The 19,129-nt window shown below is 43.3% G+C and carries 16 protein-coding genes; 8 read left to right on the forward strand and 8 right to left on the reverse strand.

Annotated elements, in window-relative coordinates; genetic code table 11:
• Window positions 1-33: 33 nt before the first annotated feature.
• Both dsbB and nhaB read right to left on the reverse strand, forming a co-directional pair.
• Window positions 34-567 carry a disulfide bond formation protein DsbB gene (gene dsbB, locus ACRQQK_RS03920; protein ID WP_457510134.1) on the reverse strand — a complete coding sequence of 178 codons (534 nt, stop codon included), beginning with the start codon at window positions 565-567 and terminating at the stop codon, window positions 34-36.
• Between the two features lie 83 nt (window positions 568-650).
• A complete protein-coding gene (gene nhaB, locus ACRQQK_RS03925) occupies window positions 651-2,243 on the reverse strand; it encodes a Na(+)/H(+) antiporter NhaB (protein WP_457510135.1) in 1,593 nt (530 codons plus the stop codon).
• 641 nt (window positions 2,244-2,884) lie between these two features.
• On the opposite strand from nhaB, the gene fadR reads away from it, so the two are divergent.
• Entirely contained in the window at window positions 2,885-3,724 is an 840-nt protein-coding gene (fadR, locus tag ACRQQK_RS03930) for a fatty acid metabolism transcriptional regulator FadR (RefSeq protein ID WP_457510168.1), read from the forward strand.
• Between the two features lie 44 nt (window positions 3,725-3,768).
• Here the strand turns inward: fadR and ACRQQK_RS03935 are convergent, their stop codons facing one another.
• A complete protein-coding gene (locus ACRQQK_RS03935) occupies window positions 3,769-4,929 on the reverse strand; it encodes a DUF1887 family protein (RefSeq protein WP_457510136.1) in 1,161 nt (386 codons plus the stop codon).
• A gap of 177 nt (window positions 4,930-5,106) precedes the next feature.
• Complete coding sequence (locus ACRQQK_RS03940) at window positions 5,107-7,098, reverse strand: methyl-accepting chemotaxis protein (protein WP_457510137.1); 1,992 nt, start codon at window positions 7,096-7,098, stop codon at window positions 5,107-5,109.
• A 267-nt stretch (window positions 7,099-7,365) separates the two neighbouring features.
• Between ACRQQK_RS03940 and hinT the strand changes: the two genes are divergently transcribed.
• From hinT to ACRQQK_RS03975, 7 genes are all read left to right on the forward strand, one after another.
• On the forward strand, window positions 7,366-7,716 hold the full coding sequence (gene hinT / locus ACRQQK_RS03945; RefSeq protein WP_042486751.1) for a purine nucleoside phosphoramidase: 351 nt from the start codon (window positions 7,366-7,368) through the stop codon (window positions 7,714-7,716).
• A 24-nt stretch (window positions 7,717-7,740) separates the two neighbouring features.
• A complete protein-coding gene (locus tag ACRQQK_RS03950; protein ID WP_457510169.1) occupies window positions 7,741-9,174 on the forward strand; it encodes a COG3014 family protein in 1,434 nt (477 codons plus the stop codon).
• Window positions 9,174-9,563 carry a YcfL family protein gene (locus ACRQQK_RS03955; RefSeq protein ID WP_457510138.1) on the forward strand — a complete coding sequence of 130 codons (390 nt, stop codon included), beginning with the start codon at window positions 9,174-9,176 and terminating at the stop codon, window positions 9,561-9,563. The genes ACRQQK_RS03950 and ACRQQK_RS03955 overlap by 1 nt, the downstream gene beginning before the upstream one ends.
• Window positions 9,564-9,583: 20 nt before the next feature.
• Complete coding sequence (gene lpoB, locus ACRQQK_RS03960) at window positions 9,584-10,174, forward strand: penicillin-binding protein activator LpoB (RefSeq protein ID WP_102962697.1); 591 nt, start codon at window positions 9,584-9,586, stop codon at window positions 10,172-10,174.
• A gap of 35 nt (window positions 10,175-10,209) precedes the next feature.
• Window positions 10,210-11,064: a phosphotransferase gene (locus ACRQQK_RS03965; RefSeq protein ID WP_457510139.1), complete on the forward strand. Its 855-nt coding sequence runs from the start codon at window positions 10,210-10,212 to the stop codon at window positions 11,062-11,064.
• Window positions 11,065-11,164: 100 nt separating this feature from the next.
• Window positions 11,165-11,704, forward strand: a complete 540-nt coding sequence (gene ycfP, locus ACRQQK_RS03970; RefSeq protein WP_457510140.1) for an alpha/beta hydrolase YcfP — start codon at window positions 11,165-11,167, stop codon at window positions 11,702-11,704.
• Window positions 11,705-12,045: 341 nt separating this feature from the next.
• Window positions 12,046-13,335: an NAD(P)/FAD-dependent oxidoreductase gene (locus ACRQQK_RS03975; protein ID WP_457510141.1), complete on the forward strand. Its 1,290-nt coding sequence runs from the start codon at window positions 12,046-12,048 to the stop codon at window positions 13,333-13,335.
• Between the two features lie 97 nt (window positions 13,336-13,432).
• On the opposite strand, the gene ACRQQK_RS03980 is transcribed toward ACRQQK_RS03975, so the two are convergent.
• The 4 genes from ACRQQK_RS03980 to ACRQQK_RS03995 all read right to left on the reverse strand — a co-directional run bounded on the left by ACRQQK_RS03980 (window position 13,433) and on the right by ACRQQK_RS03995 (window position 18,923).
• Window positions 13,433-13,972 carry a GNAT family N-acetyltransferase gene (locus ACRQQK_RS03980; protein WP_457510142.1) on the reverse strand — a complete coding sequence of 180 codons (540 nt, stop codon included), beginning with the start codon at window positions 13,970-13,972 and terminating at the stop codon, window positions 13,433-13,435.
• A 68-nt stretch (window positions 13,973-14,040) separates the two neighbouring features.
• Entirely contained in the window at window positions 14,041-14,814 is a 774-nt protein-coding gene (locus ACRQQK_RS03985) for a peptidoglycan binding protein CsiV (protein WP_457510143.1), read from the reverse strand.
• A 69-nt stretch (window positions 14,815-14,883) separates the two neighbouring features.
• Window positions 14,884-18,345 carry a transcription-repair coupling factor gene (mfd, locus tag ACRQQK_RS03990; RefSeq protein ID WP_457510144.1) on the reverse strand — a complete coding sequence of 1,154 codons (3,462 nt, stop codon included), beginning with the start codon at window positions 18,343-18,345 and terminating at the stop codon, window positions 14,884-14,886.
• Between the two features lie 8 nt (window positions 18,346-18,353).
• Complete coding sequence (locus ACRQQK_RS03995) at window positions 18,354-18,923, reverse strand: PilZ domain-containing protein (RefSeq protein ID WP_457510145.1); 570 nt, start codon at window positions 18,921-18,923, stop codon at window positions 18,354-18,356.
• Window positions 18,924-19,129: the final 206 nt, after the last annotated feature.

Consider the following 19,129-nt stretch of genomic DNA (forward strand, 5'->3'; position numbering starts at 1 on the left):
GCCTTTTTTAATGATCTTTTGTTAACGGTTCTGTTAGCTAAAGAAACGTCTCTTCTCTTTAAAAAACTGAGAGATAACAATAACAGTAAGGACTAAGAGATTAGCGGCAAAAATAACGACTAGCCATTGAGGCATTGATAAGTCGAAGAATTGCCAAACGATCTTACTACAGTCCCCATATGCTTCGAACATCCAAGGGAACCATTGGTTTAATGGTGCCCAACTCGGGAATTGAACAAACACATCACATGTAGCGAAAGGAGAAGGATGGAATTGATATTGAACGTGTTGAAGAGATAGCATTAAGCCTTGGTAGGCACTGTAACCCCACCCCCCAAATCCTAACCAACGAAACAGTGGGTTTTTCGGTGCAATTAATCCCACAATCGCAGCCCCACCGATTCCCAACATCGCAACGCGCTCATAAATACACATCACGCATGGTGCTAGAACCAGTACATGTTGGAAGAAAAGCGCACACATTTCAAAAAACAACACGAATCCCAACAACAACATCCATGAGATTCGGTTTTTTGAAAAAGTGTGCAATTTAGAAAAGAAATTCACAGTTGATCCTTACCGTTTAAATGAAAAAGCTCTGAGTTATCAGAGCTTTTTATCTTGAAATAGTTTCCTATTCAATACAAATTTTAGTGGCCTTCTGGTACCAGGCTGCCAACTGAAGTAACAGGATGATGAGAAAGCCAGCCAAAATCGTAGAACATATGTGTCATTGGCTCGGTTAGGAAGATAATGCCAGCTAGGCCTACCAATGTAAGTACCAAGGTATATGGTAGCGCCATAACCACCATTCGACCATAGGACAGACGAATTAACGGAGCCAGTGCCGAAGTTAGCAAGAATAGAAATGCGGCTTGACCGTTTGGTGTAGCAACAGACGGCAGGTTCGTACCCGTGTTAATGGCTACAGCAAGCAAATCAAATTGATCGCGGGTGATAATTCCCTGAACCATGGCTTCTTTAACTTCGTTAATATACACCGTACCGACAAACACATTGTCCGAAACCATGGATAGCAGACCATTCGCAACATAGAACAAAGCTAACTGTGTACCGCTGTCTTCGATGTGAAGCACAGCATCGATGATTGGCTTGAACAGATGTTGGTCAATAATTACAGCAACAATCGAGAAGAAAACAGCGAGCAGGGCAGTAAACGGCAATGCCTCTTCAAATGCTTTGCCCATCGAATGTTCTTCGATAACGCCCGTAAAAGCGGTTGCAAGGATAATTACGGAAAGCCCAATAAGACCAACAGCTGCTAGGTGAAGAGCTAAGCCCACAATTAACCAAACTGCAATAATACTTTGTACCCAAAGTTTGGCTACATCTTGATTAGTACGAGTTTTGCGTTCTTCTGTATCGAAATCGATAAGGATTTGACGAACGTTGGCTGGTAGATCGCTGCCATAGCCAAATACTTTGAATTTCTCCACTAATACACAGGTCAAAATACCGCAGAAAAATACTGGTACTGTAACAGGAGACATGCGAATTAAGAATTCACCAAAGAACCAGCCAGCCTGATCGGCGATGATAAGGTTCTGAGGTTCACCAACCATGGTCATTACGCCACCTAAAGCGGTACCGACACCTGCGTGCATCAATAGTGAACGCAAGAAGGCACGGTAATTCTCTAAGTCATCTCGTGTCAGCTCTGAAATGTGTTCATCATGGGTGTGGTCGTGTGATGAATGGAACGATTGTCCAGAAGCCACTTTATGGTAAATAGAGTAGAAACCAACGGCGACACTGATAATTACTGCGATAACGGTCAGAGCATCCAAGAAGGCAGACAAAAATGCTGCAGTTACACAAAACGCGACAGAAAGGGCTGCTTTAGAGCGGATTCCGAGCAATATTTTAGTGAATATAAACAGAAGCAGATTCTTCATGAAATAGATACCTGCAACCATAAATACCAGTAGAAGCAGTACTTCAATATTGGCAACTAATTCATGTTTTACTTGGGCTGGGCTAGTCATACCAATCGCAATCGCTTCTATTGCCAATAAACCACCAGGTTGAAGCGGGTAGCATTTAAGTGCCATTGCCAACGTGAAAATAAATTCAATGACAAGTAGCCAGCCGGCAATAAACGGATTGATAAAAAAGAAAACGATTGGATTAATAATAAGAAAGGCAATTATGGCAACTTTGTACCAATCAGGTGCTTTTCCTAGGAAATTCTTGATAAAAGCGTTTCCAAGGGACATCGGCATGGTAATTACTCTCACTGTTATAAAAAAATTAACAAGGATATGTGCCAGCTTTGATTTGAACCTCAATAGGTTTGGAATCAAAGTCTTTCAACAGTGACTTAGAGAGGCAATAATGAAAAATCGCCTATTTAGAACCTTGCCAAGTCACTCCCTGATCAAAACAAGCACTCTAGACTTCGACCGCAACTCTACCTTCATAACTTATTTAGTCAACATTCGACTTGAAGGTGTTGAAGCTAGGAATATTTATTTTTTGGCGTGATATTGTGGCTTCATTTATAACCTGAAGCTAATTAAAAAATTATTTTCAAGCCTATAGGAATAATAAATGTGCGTAAATACTACAAAGCTCACGTAAATTACTCTATTTAGGTAAGTTTATTTTGCTTTTTCCTCAATTGTTATTGTGATTAATCTCACTTTTTTTGTGGGGGTTTTATGCATTTAAAGTTACCAATGGAAATATTTTGATACATATTTTAAGTGATTTAATTGAGAGAAGAATTGAGCCATCGGCGAATTCTTTTTCCATTAGTTAGCTTTGTGACAAGTTTAGGGTTGCTTTGTTTCCGCTTGGTGATAACTAGTGGTATGATGAGTCACATTTGAATCTTATAAATAGAAAACTGGATCAGTACTTAATGGTTATTAAGGCAAAAAGCCCAGCAGGTTTCGCAGAAAAATACATCATCGAGAGCATTTGGAACGGTCGTTTCCCACCTGGCTCCATTCTTCCTGCAGAACGTGAACTCTCTGAACTCATAGGTGTTACTCGAACAACGTTGCGTGAAGTCCTTCAGCGTTTGGCTCGTGATGGTTGGTTGACGATTCAGCATGGTAAACCAACGAAAGTAAACCAGTTCATGGAAACCTCTGGTTTACATATTTTAGATACGTTAATGACGTTAGATGCAGACAATGCAACCAGTATTGTTGAAGACTTACTAGCGGCTCGTACTAATATCAGTCCTATCTTTATGCGTTATGCATTTAAGGTAAATAAAGAGAATTCAGAACGTACAATCACTAATGTGATTGAGTCGTGTGAATCGCTTCTTGCCTCAGAATCTTGGGATGCATTTATGGCATCTTCGCCATTTGCAGAGAAGTTACAGCAGCACGTTAAAGATGACGGTGAGAAAGACGAAGAGAAGCGTCAGTCAGTGTTGATTGCTAAGACTTTTAACTATTACGACTATATGTTGTTTCAGCGTTTAGCATTCCATTCTGGCAACCAAATCTACGGGTTAATCTTTAATGGCGTGAGAAAACTCTATGATCGAGTGGGGAGCTATTATTTCTCTAACCCAGAAGCTCGCGAACGTTCTTTGACGTTTTATCGTGATCTATTGACGATCTGTCGTTCGGGTGATCGGGAGCAGTTACCGAATGTGATTCGTCACTATGGTATCGATAGTGCTCAGATCTGGAATAAGATGAAAGATACCTTGCCATCGAACTTTACCGAAGACGATTGCTAATTTTGAGAAACCCGCCAAAAGCGGGTTTTTTTGTGACTTAAATTTTAGATGTTTTCTCTGCCACCAGCTTGTTTAAACCAAGCAGTAAGGTGCGTTTTGAGATCTTTTAACTCTTCAGGGCCAATTAATGCGAGCCCAAGATCTTCTGCTCGAGTTATATCGTTGTGACGCAGAGGTCTGAAACTGACCAACATTGCTCGTGCTTGTAACCCTCCAAGCAAGTCTCTTAGAGATTCCAGTTTATACAAGGTGTCATCACCGTCATCACGCATACCTTTGGTTTTGCACTCAATGATATACAGCTTGTTGTTAACAACTGTTGCGATGTCCAGCTCGTTACGTACTTCTTTCTCACCCAACTGACGGTAAACCTGAACGTTTAAAGAACGATCTTGAATAGTCGGTAAGTCATCTTGAATTTGTTTCACCGTACTGTGCACAAGCGTTTCTAACCATTCACCATTCGAAAAGCGGCGGGCATCTTCGTTTGCAAAAGTGAGTATGCCATTTTGGTAGGTTGCGATCTCTGTTTCCACCAAGTCATTAAGCAACATGTTAAGCTCACGATAGCCTTGCTGTTTTTCAGAAAGCTCTACATCTAACCGCTGCTCTTTACGACATGTTGTTGCTAAGTAGTTCAGTGTTGCTAAACCAGGGCCAAGTTCTAATGCATTACCAGCCCAGCGTTCTCCCAAGTTATACAGTTTCTCATCCAACTGAGGCGGGATGTTGTGTTCACTGAACTCGCCTCTAGCTCCAAATATGGTTAGGTAATCGGAGATAGTGATGTGATCTTGTACCTGAGTATCCGCATTTCCGTCTGGATAGAGCCAGCATAAGCAATCGCTATTAGGTTCCACAACAAAAATAGGCCAGTGATAGGTACGGAACACTTCGTATACACAAAGAAGCCTGTGTCTGAGACCGCAACTTGCATTGAGTTTTATTGGCAGGTTGCGTTGCTTTAATTCGTCAGCAAGTACATTGATCGCTTTCTTTATTTCTGCAACATTCGAGCCTGCTGGGATTTCGAAAAACTCAGAGGTGATATCGCGCTGGCTCAATACTTTGTTCAGGCGAAGGTACATTGCTTCTTGCGAGCTATCCCCAACAAAAACAATATGACGACTTGCGGTTCTGTTATCTAAAAGTGGAGTGACCAGACGAACAGGGTCTTGGTCAATAATGCCAACATGAACGGCCATAGTTTTTCCTCATGTTTGGCTTGCAAAAAGAGTTAAGTATGAAAGGTTTGCCGCAAGCCATAACTATCATATAACGGCGCAAGGCATAAAAAACAAGGGTGACCTTATAGAAAAGGTCACCCTTATGGTTGTTTTTACTCAATGATTACAATCTAGAGCGTAAAGTGCACAATGAAATTACAATTTAAATCTATGTACTAACGAACTTTGCTGAGCTGCAAGTTGGGTTAAGTTGGTGCTGTTATCTGCAATTTCAGCCATTGCACGGTAGCTCTCATCGGAGATTAAGTTGATGTCCTCAATACTGCGGGCAATGCTTGTTGTTGTCTCGTTTTGCTCTGCTGCTGCTTGTGAAATATGCGTACTCATTTGGCTGATTTCTATGATGAGTGCCTGTATTTCTTCCATTGCACTGTTGGCGTTTGACGCCTGTTCAACAGATTGCTCCATATCTTTCATACAACTTTCAATCACTTTACTTGCTGAGGTAGAGCTTGATTGAAGGTTACTGATCATATTCTCGATTTCAGCAGTTGATTCAGTGGTGCGTTGTGCAAGAACACGTACCTCATCAGCAACCACAGCAAAACCACGCCCTTGCTCACCAGCTCGCGCAGCTTCAATCGCGGCGTTTAGTGCTAGTAAGTTGGTCTGTTCTGCGATGTTACGAATGACATCCAGAATGCTGCCAATCTGGCTGCTCATTCGGCGGAGATCGTTTGTTGCTTCCACTGACTCGTTCAAACGAGTTTCCAATTGGTTAATGGTCGAAATATTTTGGCTCATAATTACTCGGCCAGATTCAGAGGCTGTTTCAACTTGCTGAACCATTTGCAGCGAGCTTTGAGCGCTGTTAGCTACTTCTCCTACTGAGTGCGCCATCTCTGTCATTGCAGTAGCTACGCTCGCGGTTTGCTCACGTTGACTGTTTAACTGAGATTGTGCACCTTGAGACGTTGCTTGGTTGTTGTTTGCTGTAGACGTTAGGGCATCTGAAGCTTGGTTTAGCTTTTTAAGAATGTCATGCAAGCTATCGGCTAGGGTATTGATATGGCCGCTCACACGACTGAACTCATTGTTGTAACGAATATCGATACGTTGAGTCATATCACCATCAGTTAAGCTTTCCAGTGTGGTAAGTATGCGTTTTAAAGGCTCACGTACACTTTGTGCCAAGTGGTAGCCAATCGCGACAGCAATAACAAGTACCGCGATGCCAATACCAATGGCTTTGTAGAGACCTTGCTGATAAACACCACCCGCTTCAACCAGTGAGCCGTTTAGGTCGTTGGTCGCAGTTGAGTTAAATGAATCCAAAATGGTCATCGCGTTATCAATTTCTGCCGCAAGGTTACCAATGTTTTCATATAGTGCCGCACGAGCTTTAAGATATTCGTTATGTTGGTCTAGTACGCCACCCTTTTGACCTATGTCTTGAGTAAACTGTTTAACTTTCTCGTCAAAAGCAGTTTTTAGACCCGGAAGTTGAGTGACCAGACCGCGATATGCGTAGTTAAGATGAGTAACGGCTTTCTTGTTAAGAGCTACTGCCTTTTGAACAAAAACCACATCGCTGCTTGCTAATGCATCTGATGTGATGACTTCAGCATCACGCAGTTTTATGAAGTAGCTTTTCGCCATTACTTTCACTGAAATATTGTTTTCACCGTCAACCGCTTCTTTCATTCCAGCGCTTAATTCAGCTTGCAAGCGTTGGAACTCACGAGTTGATTTTTGTACCTTAGCCTGCGCATCAAACATCGCCTGATAATTATTCATCGCTTTATCAGCTTCGGTGAAATAACGGTCTTCTAATTGTTTAAGCGCTTCGACGCGTTCAGTTAGATCGGAGTGTGAAACACTGGCCTCCTGTAACTGATTTAATGTTTCGCTGAACTTGTCCTTGGCGGAAACAAACGAGCTTCGAATTTCGTCCATTCGCTCAAGATTCTGAGTAGTCAGAAAATCTTTGAATGATTTGTCTGCAGACAATAATTGAACGCTAGTTTGATTAGATAAAGAAACGAGCGGTAGAGCTGTTTTCGATACACTTTCAAAATTAGAATGAATTTGATTCATTCCACTCATCATGATGGCAACTGTTACGGCGAACATGACGATAATTAATGCAAAACCAGCATACATCCGTCTTATTACGGAACCTTGCATACTTCTACCCCCAAATAAATACATTCTCAAAAAATAAAAAATATAAAAAATTGCTCTATGGCAAATGGCTTAACGACTAGACAAGCAAGCGCTATTCTATGGATGATTAGTGGTAAGTTTTTAGAGGAAAGTTACAAAATTGTAATTTGGTAGTCGCAAAAATTGAATTCTGTTAACTGGATAATGTTTTGTATTGAGGTTTGTAGCACCTTGACGCATACTCAAATGCACAATGATTTATACAAAATGCCTATTACGGAGCACTTTATGGCTGAGGAAACCATTTTCAGTAAAATTATTCGCAAAGAGATCTCAGCAGATATCCTCTATCAGGATGATTTAGTTACTGCATTTCGAGATATCAATCCTCGCGCTCCAAGCCACATTTTAATCATTCCTAATAAGTTGATTCCTACCGTGAATGATGTGGAAGAGAGTGACGAGCTTGCTTTAGGTCGTATGTTTACTGTAGCTAAGAAATTGGCGAAAGAAGAGGGTATTGCAGAAGACGGCTATCGTCTGTTGGTAAACTGCAACTCACACGGCGGCCAAGAAGTTTACCACATCCACATGCATCTTGTCGGTGGTCGCCCTCTAGGTCCACTATTGATGAGTTAAGTAAGAATAATGCCCCGTTCACCAATGGGGCATTATTGTTTCCATCCTAATTTTGCGGAGTGTGTGGTGAAGGCCAAAAAGCGACACATTACGGTTCCTATAGCCTGTTTGCTGTTAAGTGCGTGTGCCAATATGACGGCAGGTAACCTGTTCAGTCATTATAGTGCCCAGAACCAAGACTTATATCAGACGGTCAAACAGGGGCAATACTCTGAAGCTACCGATTTGTTTGAAGATTATGTTGCGGGCGATATTCTCGATAATCTTGAAAAAGGCCGCGTTTATTTTTTGAATCAGCAGTATGCCGAAAGTAAAGCGACACTAGAGCTTTCAGATCAAGCTATAAAACAGCAGCAGAGCAAGGCGATCATTTCAGTTTCAGACACTGCGACTAGCGTAGGTTCGCTCGCTGTCAACGACAACTTAAATGAATATCAGCCTGCGGATTATGAGTTAGGTTTCCTGCATCTATACCTTGGGCTTAATTACGTTCAAGCTAATGATCTCGATGGTGCTTTAGTTGAGATGCGCCGAGCGAATCAGGTTCAGGAACAGGCTCGCGCGAATCGTGAAGCTGAACTTGAAAGTGCTCAAAGTGAGCTGCGTGAAAACGGCGTTAGTGCCAACTTGGGCAGTGTTCTTTCTCGATATCCTGATGCAGGCAAAACATTGCAGGCTGTGCAAAATGGCTATCTACTCTATCTTTCTGCACTTCTTTACGAAGCTTCAAACGATCTTAACAGTGCCTATGTCGATTACAGACGAGCATTAGCAGTTACCCCTGAAAATGAAGCCGTTATCGACGGAACTTTACGGGTTGCTAAACGTCTTGGTATGAAAGAAGACTTAACTTTATTGGAAAAACAGTACGGCTCGGCACAAACTCTGCAGGAAGGGCAAGGGCGAGTTATTATTTTAGATGAACAAGGTGTTGTAAAGGCGATGGAAAGCTGGCGATTATCTTTACCTCTTTATGACAGCAGAGGTAATAGTGCGCTGTATTCTTTAGCTTTACCGTACTATAACAACAACGTAGTGCAGCAGAAATTTCATATGCAGTTGAATGGTAAAGAGTTAGCCTCTTCTGCATTAACTAACGTTGATTTAATGGCACAGCGGAATTTGTCTGAAAAGATGCCAGCAATCGTTATTCGACAAGCTTTACGCGTGGTGGCAAAAGAACAGTTGCGTAAAGAAACCACCAACGGTAATGATGTCGGTAACTTAGTGTTGAATGTGTGGAACACATTGACAGAGCAACCAGATACACGCAGTTGGATTACGTTACCGGCGTCGGTTCACGGTATCACTGAAGTCGTGCCATCAGGTGAACAGACCTTGAATGCGGCTGGTAAGTCATACAACTTCAATGTTCCAGACCAAGGAACCACTCTTGTTTGGGTGTCTCAACAAGGGGCGAACGCAACTATGTGGCACAAGCAACTAGGGAAATTGTGATGAAAAAATGGCTTGTAGCTTTACTGTCGATGCTGGCGATAGTGGGCTGTAGTAAAAACACAGCAGGATTAAGTGTTGAAGGTGAATCGCAAAGAGTATTATTTGCTGACAACGTACTAGGTAATCGACTTGTTATTGATGATATATCAACGATAGAAGTTGATGGACACGCACGAGGCGTGGTTCGTTTAGTCAGCAACTACAAAGGCGACCAGCATATTCAGTACCGATTCTACTGGTATGACGATAACGGTTTGGAAGTGAATACTCGTCTTGCGCCTTGGAAGCAAGCGATCGTTCGCGGCATGGAAAGTATCTCTATCTCAGAAGTGTCGGTAAATCCAAATGGAAAACAATTTCGTGTTCAGATTCGCGAATCTGACGACTAGGCAATTTTAGAGGAAGCCAAATGAAAAAGAGTGTTATTGCGTTGCTTGGATTAGCTGTGATTCTTGGTGGATGTTCAAACAAAGTCAGTTACGGTGATGCGCAAGCCGTAGAAACGGTTAACGTTGATTTTGGTTCAACGGATCTGCAAAAGATCGCAGGTGAGATGGTAGACAGCATGATGATGTCCGGCTCAGTGGCCGCGATTACTCGTGACTCTCGTCCAATCGTTTTTGTCGAACGCATCAAGAATAAAACCAGTGAGCATATTGATACTGAATCGATCACTGACACCATCAGCACCAAAATGCTGAATTCAGGCAAGTTCCGATTTGTTGATATGGACCGTGTAGAGTCCGTTCGCGAACAGCTTAACTTCCAGAATAACGATGAGCTAGTAAACCAAAGCACTGCGATTCAGTTCGGTAAAATGGTCGGTGCTCAGTACATGCTGTATGGAAATCTATCCAGCATTGTGAAGAATGCGGGAAGCGATAAAGATGTTTACTACAAGATGACAATGCGCTTAATGGATCTGCAAACTGGCCTGATTGAATGGGCTGATGAAACGGAAATCCGTAAGCAAGAGTCTAAAAGTTTACTTGGTCTTTAATCCCATTTAGTGTGGAAAATTGAATGAGGTGAGCAATGGCTAGAATGTCTTGGCTAGAAGCATGTCAGTTAGACTTCACGTTGCAGTCTGTTGCTCACTTTTTTTCTTTTCCTCCAGAATATGCACAAACCCTGACGGGCGGTTTAACCAATCGCTGCTGGAAAGTGGTTTGCCAGAAAGGCAAAGCTTATGTCTGGCGACCTAATACCTCTATCACCAAGGCCTTTTCTATTTCTCGATTTCAGGAATACCAAATACTTAAGGCGATAGAATCGACACATATTGGCCCAGCGCCAATATTCATTAGTGATCAAGGGCTGTTAGTTGAATGGGTGGAAGGGGAATCACTCCACAAAGGAGTGAATTTCGAATCGTTACTCAAAATACAATCTAGAATCCACTCTATTGATACGACCAAAATACCGGTTGTGCCTTTCTCATTTTTAGCTCGAGTTGACCATTATTGGTTTCAAATTAAAGAGAGCCTTAAAACTCCTGAATTTGAAAAGCTTTATCGAGACTGGCGAAACCCACCAAGCTTGCCTAATGTCGGCTATTCGTTGTGCCACTTTGATTTGGCCGGATATAACATGGTGAAAACCGAGCATGGACTCAAGGTTATCGACTGGGAATATGCCGCGATTGCTGATCCAAGACTCGACCTTGCTCTGAGTATTGATGTCGCTGGCGAGAACCCTGTGGAAGCCATTGCTCGCTACTGTCAGCTGAGAGAAATAGAAGATATTGATATTTGGATTGAAGGGGCAAAAGCATGGTTACCGAGAACAGCCATGATGGCAATGCTCTGGTATTTGCTTGCTTTCCAGCTTTGGGGAGATGAGCACTATTACCATCAGGCTCTTAAAATAAAAGAAACATTTTGCAGTTAGGATCACTGTTTGTTGTTTATGTCTCATTAGTTTTCGTACGATTTGCTTTAAAACCTTAGCGTTCGTGGTAGATTAAAACCTCAAGGAGCGGGGGAGTATTATGATTATTTATTTGCACGGTTTCGACTCAACCAGTCCAGGGAACCACGAAAAAGTTCTGCAACTGCAATTCATTGACGACGATGTTCGTTTTATCAGCTACAGCACGCGGCACCCTAAACACGATATGCAGCACTTGCTGAAAGAAGTCCATAAAGTGATTGAGCATTCTAATGATCCAAACCCAATCATTTGTGGAGTGGGGTTAGGGGGATATTGGTCTGAACGTATCGGCTTTTTGTGCGGTATCAAACAGGTGATCTTTAACCCGAATCTCAACCCAGAAACCAACATGACTGGCAAAATAGACCGTCCTGAAGAGTATGAGGACATCGCGACCAAATGTGTTGAACAGTATCGAGTGAAGAACAAAGGTCGCTGCTTAGTGATACTGTCACGTAATGATGAGATGCTCGATAATCAACTTACGGCGAAAGCATTAGAAGATTATTACGACATCATATGGGATGACACACAGTCACATAAATTCAAGAAAATCTCTCAACATCTCCAAGCGATAAAAGCCTTCAAGATGGCTTGATTTGATTGGTTTTGAATATGAATAACGGCCGTACAGTGGGCCGTTTTTTATTATGTAACAGATGGTTTATTTCCCTACATTTTGAGTGAATATAAGGTTGCGTGAAGGATTTAGCTCTATATAATGTGAGCCTCGAAATAAATTTGATGTATATCAAAAAAACGATAAAGAGCAAGACATGAAACTTGCCTAGAATTTAGATTGAAATCCATTTCTGTCCCAAACACTTAACATTAATAGTTAGCCTCAAATCGTTGAGCTTAGTACGAGTTTAAGAATTTCTTCAGTGTGAATTTGTCATGCTGAACTTTGATTTTTCATTATTTTTGAGGAATGTTGTTGTGACACGCATTATTGTAGTTGGTGGTGGCGCTGGTGGTCTTGAGCTTGCAACTAAGCTTGGACGTACTTTGGGCCGTAAAAACCGAGCAGATATCACTCTGGTAGACAGAAAATCCAGTCACCTGTGGAAGCCGCTATTACATGAAGTTGCTACAGGCTCGCTGGATGAAGGTGTAGATGCTCTGAGTTACCGAGCACACGCGAAAAACCACAGCTTTGATTTCCAGCTAGGAAGTCTTGAATCCATTGACCGTGACAGTAAAAAAATCGTACTAAGCGAATTATGTGACGATAATGGTGAGCTGTTGATGCCAAAGCGTGAACTGGAGTATGACATTCTGGTCATGGCGATCGGTTCAACCTCAAACGATTTCAACACCCCAGGTGTTCGTGAGAACTGTATTTTCCTTGATAGTCCAGAACAAGCGCATCGTTTCCGTACCGAAATGAACAACGAGTTTTTGAAACTGCACGCGAAAAATGGTCACGGTACGGTAGATATCGCGATTGTTGGCGCAGGTGCGACTGGTGTTGAGCTGTCAGCAGAATTGCACAATGCGGTTAAAGAACTTCGTACCTACGGGTTCGGTGACCTCGACTCAAGTAAACTGAATGTAAACCTGATTGAAGCGGGCGAGCGAATTCTTCCTGCATTGCCTCCTCGTATCTCGTCTGCGGCGCACAGTGAACTAACTAAGCTTGGCGTTAACGTACGCACTGCAACCATGGTTACGCAGGCAGAAAAAGACGGTTTGACAACCAAAGATGGCGAAAAGATTACCGCGCAAATTATGGTTTGGGCTGCGGGTATTAAAGCGCCAGATTTCATGAAAGATATTGCAGGACTTGAGACTAACCGTATTAACCAGTTAGTGGTGAAAGGCACGCTGCAAACGACTCGTGACGACAATATCTTCGCTATTGGTGACCTTGCACAATGCACACAGGCTGACGGTTCGTTTGTACCACCTCGTGCTCAAGCTGCTCACCAAATGGCATCACAAGCGTTTAAGAATATTGTGGCAATGATTAATGGTCGTGAACTTAAATCCTATGTATACAAAGACCACGGTTCTTTGGTTTCGCTAAGCCGTTTTTCTACCGTGGGTAGTTTAATGGGTAACTTAACCAAAGGCTCTATGATGGTTGAAGGTCGTATCGCACGCGTTGTGTACATTTCACTGTACCGTATGCATCAGATGGCGCTACACGGCATTTTCAAAACCGGTCTGATGATGTTGGTGGGTCGTATTAACCGAGTACTACGTCCGAACTTAAAACTGCACTAATCAGTTTTGATTCCAATTTAAAAATCCCACTAGCCAGTGGGATTTTTTTATGTCTGGTAATTTGGTTATTGGTGCTATCCGTTTACTTAACCCATATTCAGTCGGGGATTAAAGAAAATACAATCCCGTCTTTGGGTTGATCATTAAACATGAATCGGTTGCGGGCTATATGCTCTTTCAACGCGCCACAAGCTAATGCCAGATTTTGGCTCGGTAAGTTTTCAGGATCACACACAATCTCTATTCTGGTGAGCTTTAGCTGACTAAAACAGAATTCAATTAATGCATCGACGGCTTCTTTTCCAAAACCTTTGTGCTGATGATTATCGGCAATCCAGTAACCTAAACTCGCCATATTAAATACTCGATAGAATTCGTTGATCGCGACCATTCCGACTAATGTCTGCGTCTGTTTGTCAAACACACCAAAGCCGTAAGCATCAGCCTTAACCCAATTTAAACGGTTCGCCAAGATGAACTGTTCGGCATCTTTCGCGGAAAACTGGTCGTGACACCAGTCAACCCACTGATGAAGAGAAGGAGAGTGACGAATACAGCCAGATAAGGCTTCGGCTTCCTCTAGCTTAAGTAACCTTAGTTGTAGTCGTTGAGTCACAATCTGAAAGTCTGGCAGCATGGTGTAATCTCAATTGTTGTTCTGGTTTTATGAATACAAAAAAGCGCCCATAGGGCGCTTCAATATATTTATTGCTCTGCTACTTTTCTCACCTGGATAATCATGCCCATCAAAGGGTGATCCAGATAGTGTGTTTCGCTACTGCGCATACGTCTTTTCTGGTCTATGCGATAGCTTTTCAAGAAGCTTTCTACTTGTCTCGTTGGAGAAACTGGCGCTAAGTTACCCGCTTGAACTGTGCCGTCGGCTTGTTCGTCAGTAGGTGTCAACTCCATCGGAGTGTCCTGTATCAACACTTCACGAACACTCGGCTCTTTCAAGTCCATCATTACTTCGGCGTAGAGATAATGCTGAACGTAAATCTGTAAGGTGCCGTCGAGCTCATAGAATGGCTTAGCAATGCTTTGTTCTGTCACGCCATCAATCGATGTTTGTGTAGTAGCGCTATTAATGGCGCTGCCATCAGGACGGTATTGACGTGAATAGTCTTTGCCTGCCTTAATATGGAATACAGGTGCAGAACTTCTTCCTTCATCACCCTGACGCCATGCAGTATGTAGCAAAACGTCAAAGCCAGCGTGCTTTTTTAACTCTTGGACTTGGTCATTAAGTTGATAATCTGAATAAGCAAGCATTTTAACGCCTTTCGACTGTCGATAAGCAGCATCAGAAAAGCTGCCAGCTCGAGCCATGTTAATTTCAGGCAAGTTATCTGGCCAAGATTCGCTGATTTTTTCTGCATCTACTGCTCTTTTGAAGATGATGACTTCAATATCAAACTGTCTCTGAGCCAAGCTAGGCATTGAAACCAGTAAAAGCAGTAATGGGATCAGTTTTTTCATTATGACTCCGTCATTCGGTGCTTTGCACCTTACATCATTTTTAAGGCTTCCCTCTTTTCTGAGAGGCCTTTACGCTGTTGGAAGTAGATTTTGCTGGAATTCGCCCAGCATGTCTGCAACAAACTGAATTCGTTCTCTTCTGTCGACTAATGGTAACGCATACTTAAATTTGGTTGGACCATCCATTGCAAATTTTTTCGGTTGAGACTGCAACAGTTTAACCAAAAACATAGGGTTAATGTCAGCATTTGGATAGAACTCGATATAGCCGCCTTTCTCATGGGCTTCAATTTTACGAATTTTAAGTTGTGCTGCATCAAGCTTAAGTTGTGCAAGAGCAAGCAGATTCAAAGCCGCATCTGGCAATTTGCCGAAGCGATCAATCAGTTCTACTTTCAGTTCAGCAAGCTCGCTTTCATCATGGACGCTGGCAATTTGTTTATACATAGACAAACGCGTATTGATATCAGGAATATAGTCTTCCGGTAACAGCGCTGGTAAACGCATTTCCACCTCTGTTTGTTCGCGGAGTAAGTCATCCAAGGATGGCTCTTTACCTGATTTCAATGCTTCAACAGCTTGTTCCAGCATCTCCATGTAAAGTGTGAAGCCGATAGATTGGATCTGACCACTTTGCTCATCGCCCAACAGTTCTCCTGCACCTCGAATTTCTAAGTCGTGTGTGGCTAACGTAAAGCCTGCACCTAGGTCTTCCAACGAAGCGATAGCTTCAAGACGTTTGACGGCATCCTTAGTGATTGCTTTTGGTGGCGGTGTTAACAAGTACGCATAAGCTTGGTGGTGCGAACGGCCTACACGACCACGCAATTGGTGTAACTGTGCCAAACCTAACGAATCCGCGCGATTCATAATAATGGTGTTGGCGGTCGGAACGTCGATACCTGTTTCAATAATGGTAGTACACACCAACAGGTTGAAGCGCTGGTGGTAGAAATCATTCATCACGCGTTCCAATTCACGTTCACGCATTTGTCCGTGTGCCGTGGTAATTCGTGCTTCTGGAACCAGCTTGGTTAAGTCTTCCGCCACTTTTTCGATGGTTTCGACTTGGTTGTGCAGGAAGTACACCTGACCACCACGCATAATTTCACGCAGAACAGCTTCACGAACAACACTGTCTTCACTTTGACGGACAAAGGTTTTGATCGCCAAGCGACGAGCAGGTGGGGTTGCGATTATTGACAGATCTCGCATTCCACTCATTGCCATATTCAATGTGCGCGGAATTGGCGTTGCTGTGAGAGTCAGGATATCCACATCCGCACGCATCGCTTTCACTTTTTCTTTCTGACGAACACCAAAACGGTGTTCTTCATCAACAATCAGCAAGCCTAAATCAGCAAACTTAATATCGTTAGAAAGCAGCTTGTGCGTCCCGACTAAGATGTCGACTTTGCCTTCAGCCACATCTTGTAGAATTTGTTTTTGCTCTTTGGCTGACTTGAAGCGAGAGAGCACTTCGACACGAATTGGCAGGTTGGCAAATCGGTCACGGAAGTTCTCAAAGTGTTGCTGCGCCAGCAGAGTAGTCGGAACTAATACCGCAACTTGTTTGTTGTTATCCGTACACAAGAACGCCGCACGCATCGCCACTTCAGTTTTACCAAAGCCCACATCACCACACACCAGTCGATCCATCGCTTTGGCTTGGCACATATCAGACAGTACCGCATTAATTGCCATTGCCTGATCGTCGGTTTCCTCAAATGGGAATCCCGCTTTGAATGTAGCGTACTGGTCTCTGTCTAGGGTGAACTTAAAGCCCGGTTTGAGCTCGCGTTTGGCATAAACATCCAACAATTCAGCCGCGACGTCACGAACCTTTTCAGCGGCTTTGCGACGAGCTTTTGTCCATGATTCACTGCCCAGTTTGTGTAACGGCGCACTCTCTTCCGCGCCGCCTGAGTATCGGCTAATCAGATTCAGCGATGAAACCGGAACATAGAGCTTGGCTTCATTCAAATACTCCAGTGTCACGTATTCTGTGGTTAAACCACCGGCTTCCAAGGTCTGCAGACCGACGTAACGGCCGATACCGTGGTCAATATGAACCACAGGTTGACCCGGCTTAAGTTCAGCAAGGTTGCGAATTACGGCATCGCTATTGGTGGTTTTACGATCTTTTCTGCGACGTTGAATGACGCGGTCACCCAATAAATCGCTTTCACAGATCAGTGCGACCTTGTCGGTTCCAAAAACAAAACCATGCTCTGAAGAGCCAAGAATCAGCGCAAATTTATCGCTGCTTTGTAGCGCTTCACTAAATGAGCTTTTACTGTGTGGGCGAAGCTTGATCTGTTGTAACAGTTCAAGCAAAGCTTCACGCCGACCTTCCGATTCTACGGAGAAGATGATCTTGCCAGTAAATTGTTCGCTGAACTGACGCAGTGCCGCCATCGGTTCTTTGTTTTGGTGTTGAACAGCAAGCGTAGGAAGAGCGCTGATATCAGGATTCGTGCGACCGGCTTTTTCAGCCACAGGGTCGATACTCATCACGGTATGAGGCAAATCCTTGAACTGTGTAAACAATTCGTCTTTCTTAAGCCACAGTTCTTCTGGTGGAAGCAAAGGACGCAGTGGGTCTACTTTGCGCTGATCGTATCGGTAGTCGACGTCTGTTAAGAATTGGTCGATGGATTTTTCTAAATCCCCAACAGAAATAAGCTGGCTGTCCGCTGGCAAATAATCAAACAGAGTCTCGGTTTGTTCGAAAAACAGTGGTTGCCAGTATTCAATACCAGCAGGCCAAGTGCCTTTTGAAACCTGCATGTAAACCGACTCAGGCTCGCGACGCGCTTCAAAGCGTTGACGCCAGCGAATTCGAAAATCTTCAATCGCACTTTCTGTTGTTGGAAATTCGTGCGCCGGAAGCAGACAAATCTCCTGAATTTCTTCAATTGAGCGTTGGTTCTCTGGATCGAACGTGCGGATGGTATCAATTTCATCGTCAAAAAAATCAATACGATACGGGTCTGAGCTGCCCATAGGGAACAGGTCAAGAATAGAGCCTCGGCTCGCGTATTCACCCGGGCCAAACACTTGGTCTACATGGCGATAACCAGATTTTTCCAGCTGTAATCTCAGTTTTTCTAACGAGAAAAGATCGCCGCGTTTTACCATCAAGGTGTGCTGAAGCAAAAAGTCCCGCGGCGTTTGGCGTTGAAGCAGTGTGCTTACCGGTACAATAGTAACGCCTGACTTTAGCGTAGGCAGCTTATACAGTCGGGAGATACGGTCAGAGATAATTTCCTGATGAGGCGAGAAGTTATCGTACGGTAAGGTTTCCCAGTCAGGGAAAAGAGCGACTTCGTGCTCGCTGAACTGTTCAATTTCATGAAGCAGTTTCAGTGCTGTTTGTGGGTCAGGCACCGCTAACAATGTGTGTCCTGAATGACCATTCGCTATTTCAGCGATGGCTAATGCCAAACTGGCACCTTTCAGGTTACCTATGTGCTTTTTGTCTCCGGCAGTGGATGCCGGATTCAAAGAGAGTAGTGTATTTTTAGTCATGGAAACGCTTATGTTTTATCTCTATCCAAAGAGCGCTGACGCAGAAGTTTTTGCTGTTGATAGAGGGCTGCTTTGATCAGCAAGTCTTGGTCAGTGTCGCGTAGTAAATCGTATTTTACGGTGACGACTTTATCAGCATCGTGTTCTTCAATGCTATGGACAGTGGCGTAGCAATAAATTGCCGCTGCAGGATGTTCTATAAATAGCTTGATGCGCAGCTTAGTACCCACCACGGGTGCTTTATCGGTTAAGTAGGATAACTGGCTTGCCCCAAAAGAAGTGGTTTGGTGGCGTAGCTCTGGTTCATCTTGTTGGGACAACATGAAGGTTAATAACAGATTCAGCTTTGAGTTCTGAGTATCCAGCAACTGGACAACATGTTTAAAGTCACTGTTTTTGAGCTCCAGTTTCGCAGCATCATTGAGTTGGTCCAACTGACTGAACTCGCTGGCAACGACAAATGGCGCGGGGATCTCAGCAACGAAATACTCATAAGAAGGAAAAACGAAATCGTCCGACATTGGCTCGACATTGATAGTGAGTGCATGATGTACAGTGAAAAATTCTTGATCTGTCATATAAGTTCCTTCTTTTCTTTGTTGATTATCGCCATACCGACCAAGTAATCAAGTTATGCCTGTCCATCGGGCGCAAATAATTGTTTTTCTCGTAAATGTTGGTTTTTCTTAGCAGAGAGAAGTTCGCGGATTGAATGTTTGTCTTCCTCATCAATAATTTGCGCTCTTACATAGATTTGGCAAAGAAAAGCTACAACCTTGGCGGG

The sequence above is a fragment of the Vibrio sp. C8 genome (assembly GCF_054051265.1).

Bases quoted from the DNA above. Each gene is read 5' to 3' on its own strand.
- nhaB (WP_457510135.1), bottom strand. From the start codon at position 2,243: ATGCCGATGTCCCTTGGAAACGCTTTTATCAAGAATTTCCTAGGAAAA.
- fadR (WP_457510168.1), top strand. From the start codon at position 2,885: ATGGTTATTAAGGCAAAAAGCCCAGCAGGTTTCGCAGAAAAATACATC.
- ACRQQK_RS03935 (WP_457510136.1), bottom strand. From the start codon at position 4,929: ATGGCCGTTCATGTTGGCATTATTGACCAAGACCCTGTTCGTCTGGTC.
- ACRQQK_RS03940 (WP_457510137.1), bottom strand. From the start codon at position 7,098: ATGCAAGGTTCCGTAATAAGACGGATGTATGCTGGTTTTGCATTAATT.
- hinT (WP_042486751.1), top strand. From the start codon at position 7,366: ATGGCTGAGGAAACCATTTTCAGTAAAATTATTCGCAAAGAGATCTCA.
- ACRQQK_RS03950 (WP_457510169.1), top strand. From the start codon at position 7,741: ATGGGGCATTATTGTTTCCATCCTAATTTTGCGGAGTGTGTGGTGAAG.
- ACRQQK_RS03955 (WP_457510138.1), top strand. From the start codon at position 9,174: ATGAAAAAATGGCTTGTAGCTTTACTGTCGATGCTGGCGATAGTGGGC.
- lpoB (WP_102962697.1), top strand. From the start codon at position 9,584: ATGAAAAAGAGTGTTATTGCGTTGCTTGGATTAGCTGTGATTCTTGGT.
- ACRQQK_RS03965 (WP_457510139.1), top strand. From the start codon at position 10,210: ATGGCTAGAATGTCTTGGCTAGAAGCATGTCAGTTAGACTTCACGTTG.
- ycfP (WP_457510140.1), top strand. From the start codon at position 11,165: ATGATTATTTATTTGCACGGTTTCGACTCAACCAGTCCAGGGAACCAC.
- ACRQQK_RS03980 (WP_457510142.1), bottom strand. From the start codon at position 13,972: ATGCTGCCAGACTTTCAGATTGTGACTCAACGACTACAACTAAGGTTA.
- ACRQQK_RS03985 (WP_457510143.1), bottom strand. From the start codon at position 14,814: ATGAAAAAACTGATCCCATTACTGCTTTTACTGGTTTCAATGCCTAGC.
- mfd (WP_457510144.1), bottom strand. From the start codon at position 18,345: ATGACTAAAAATACACTACTCTCTTTGAATCCGGCATCCACTGCCGGA.
- ACRQQK_RS03995 (WP_457510145.1), bottom strand. From the start codon at position 18,923: ATGACAGATCAAGAATTTTTCACTGTACATCATGCACTCACTATCAAT.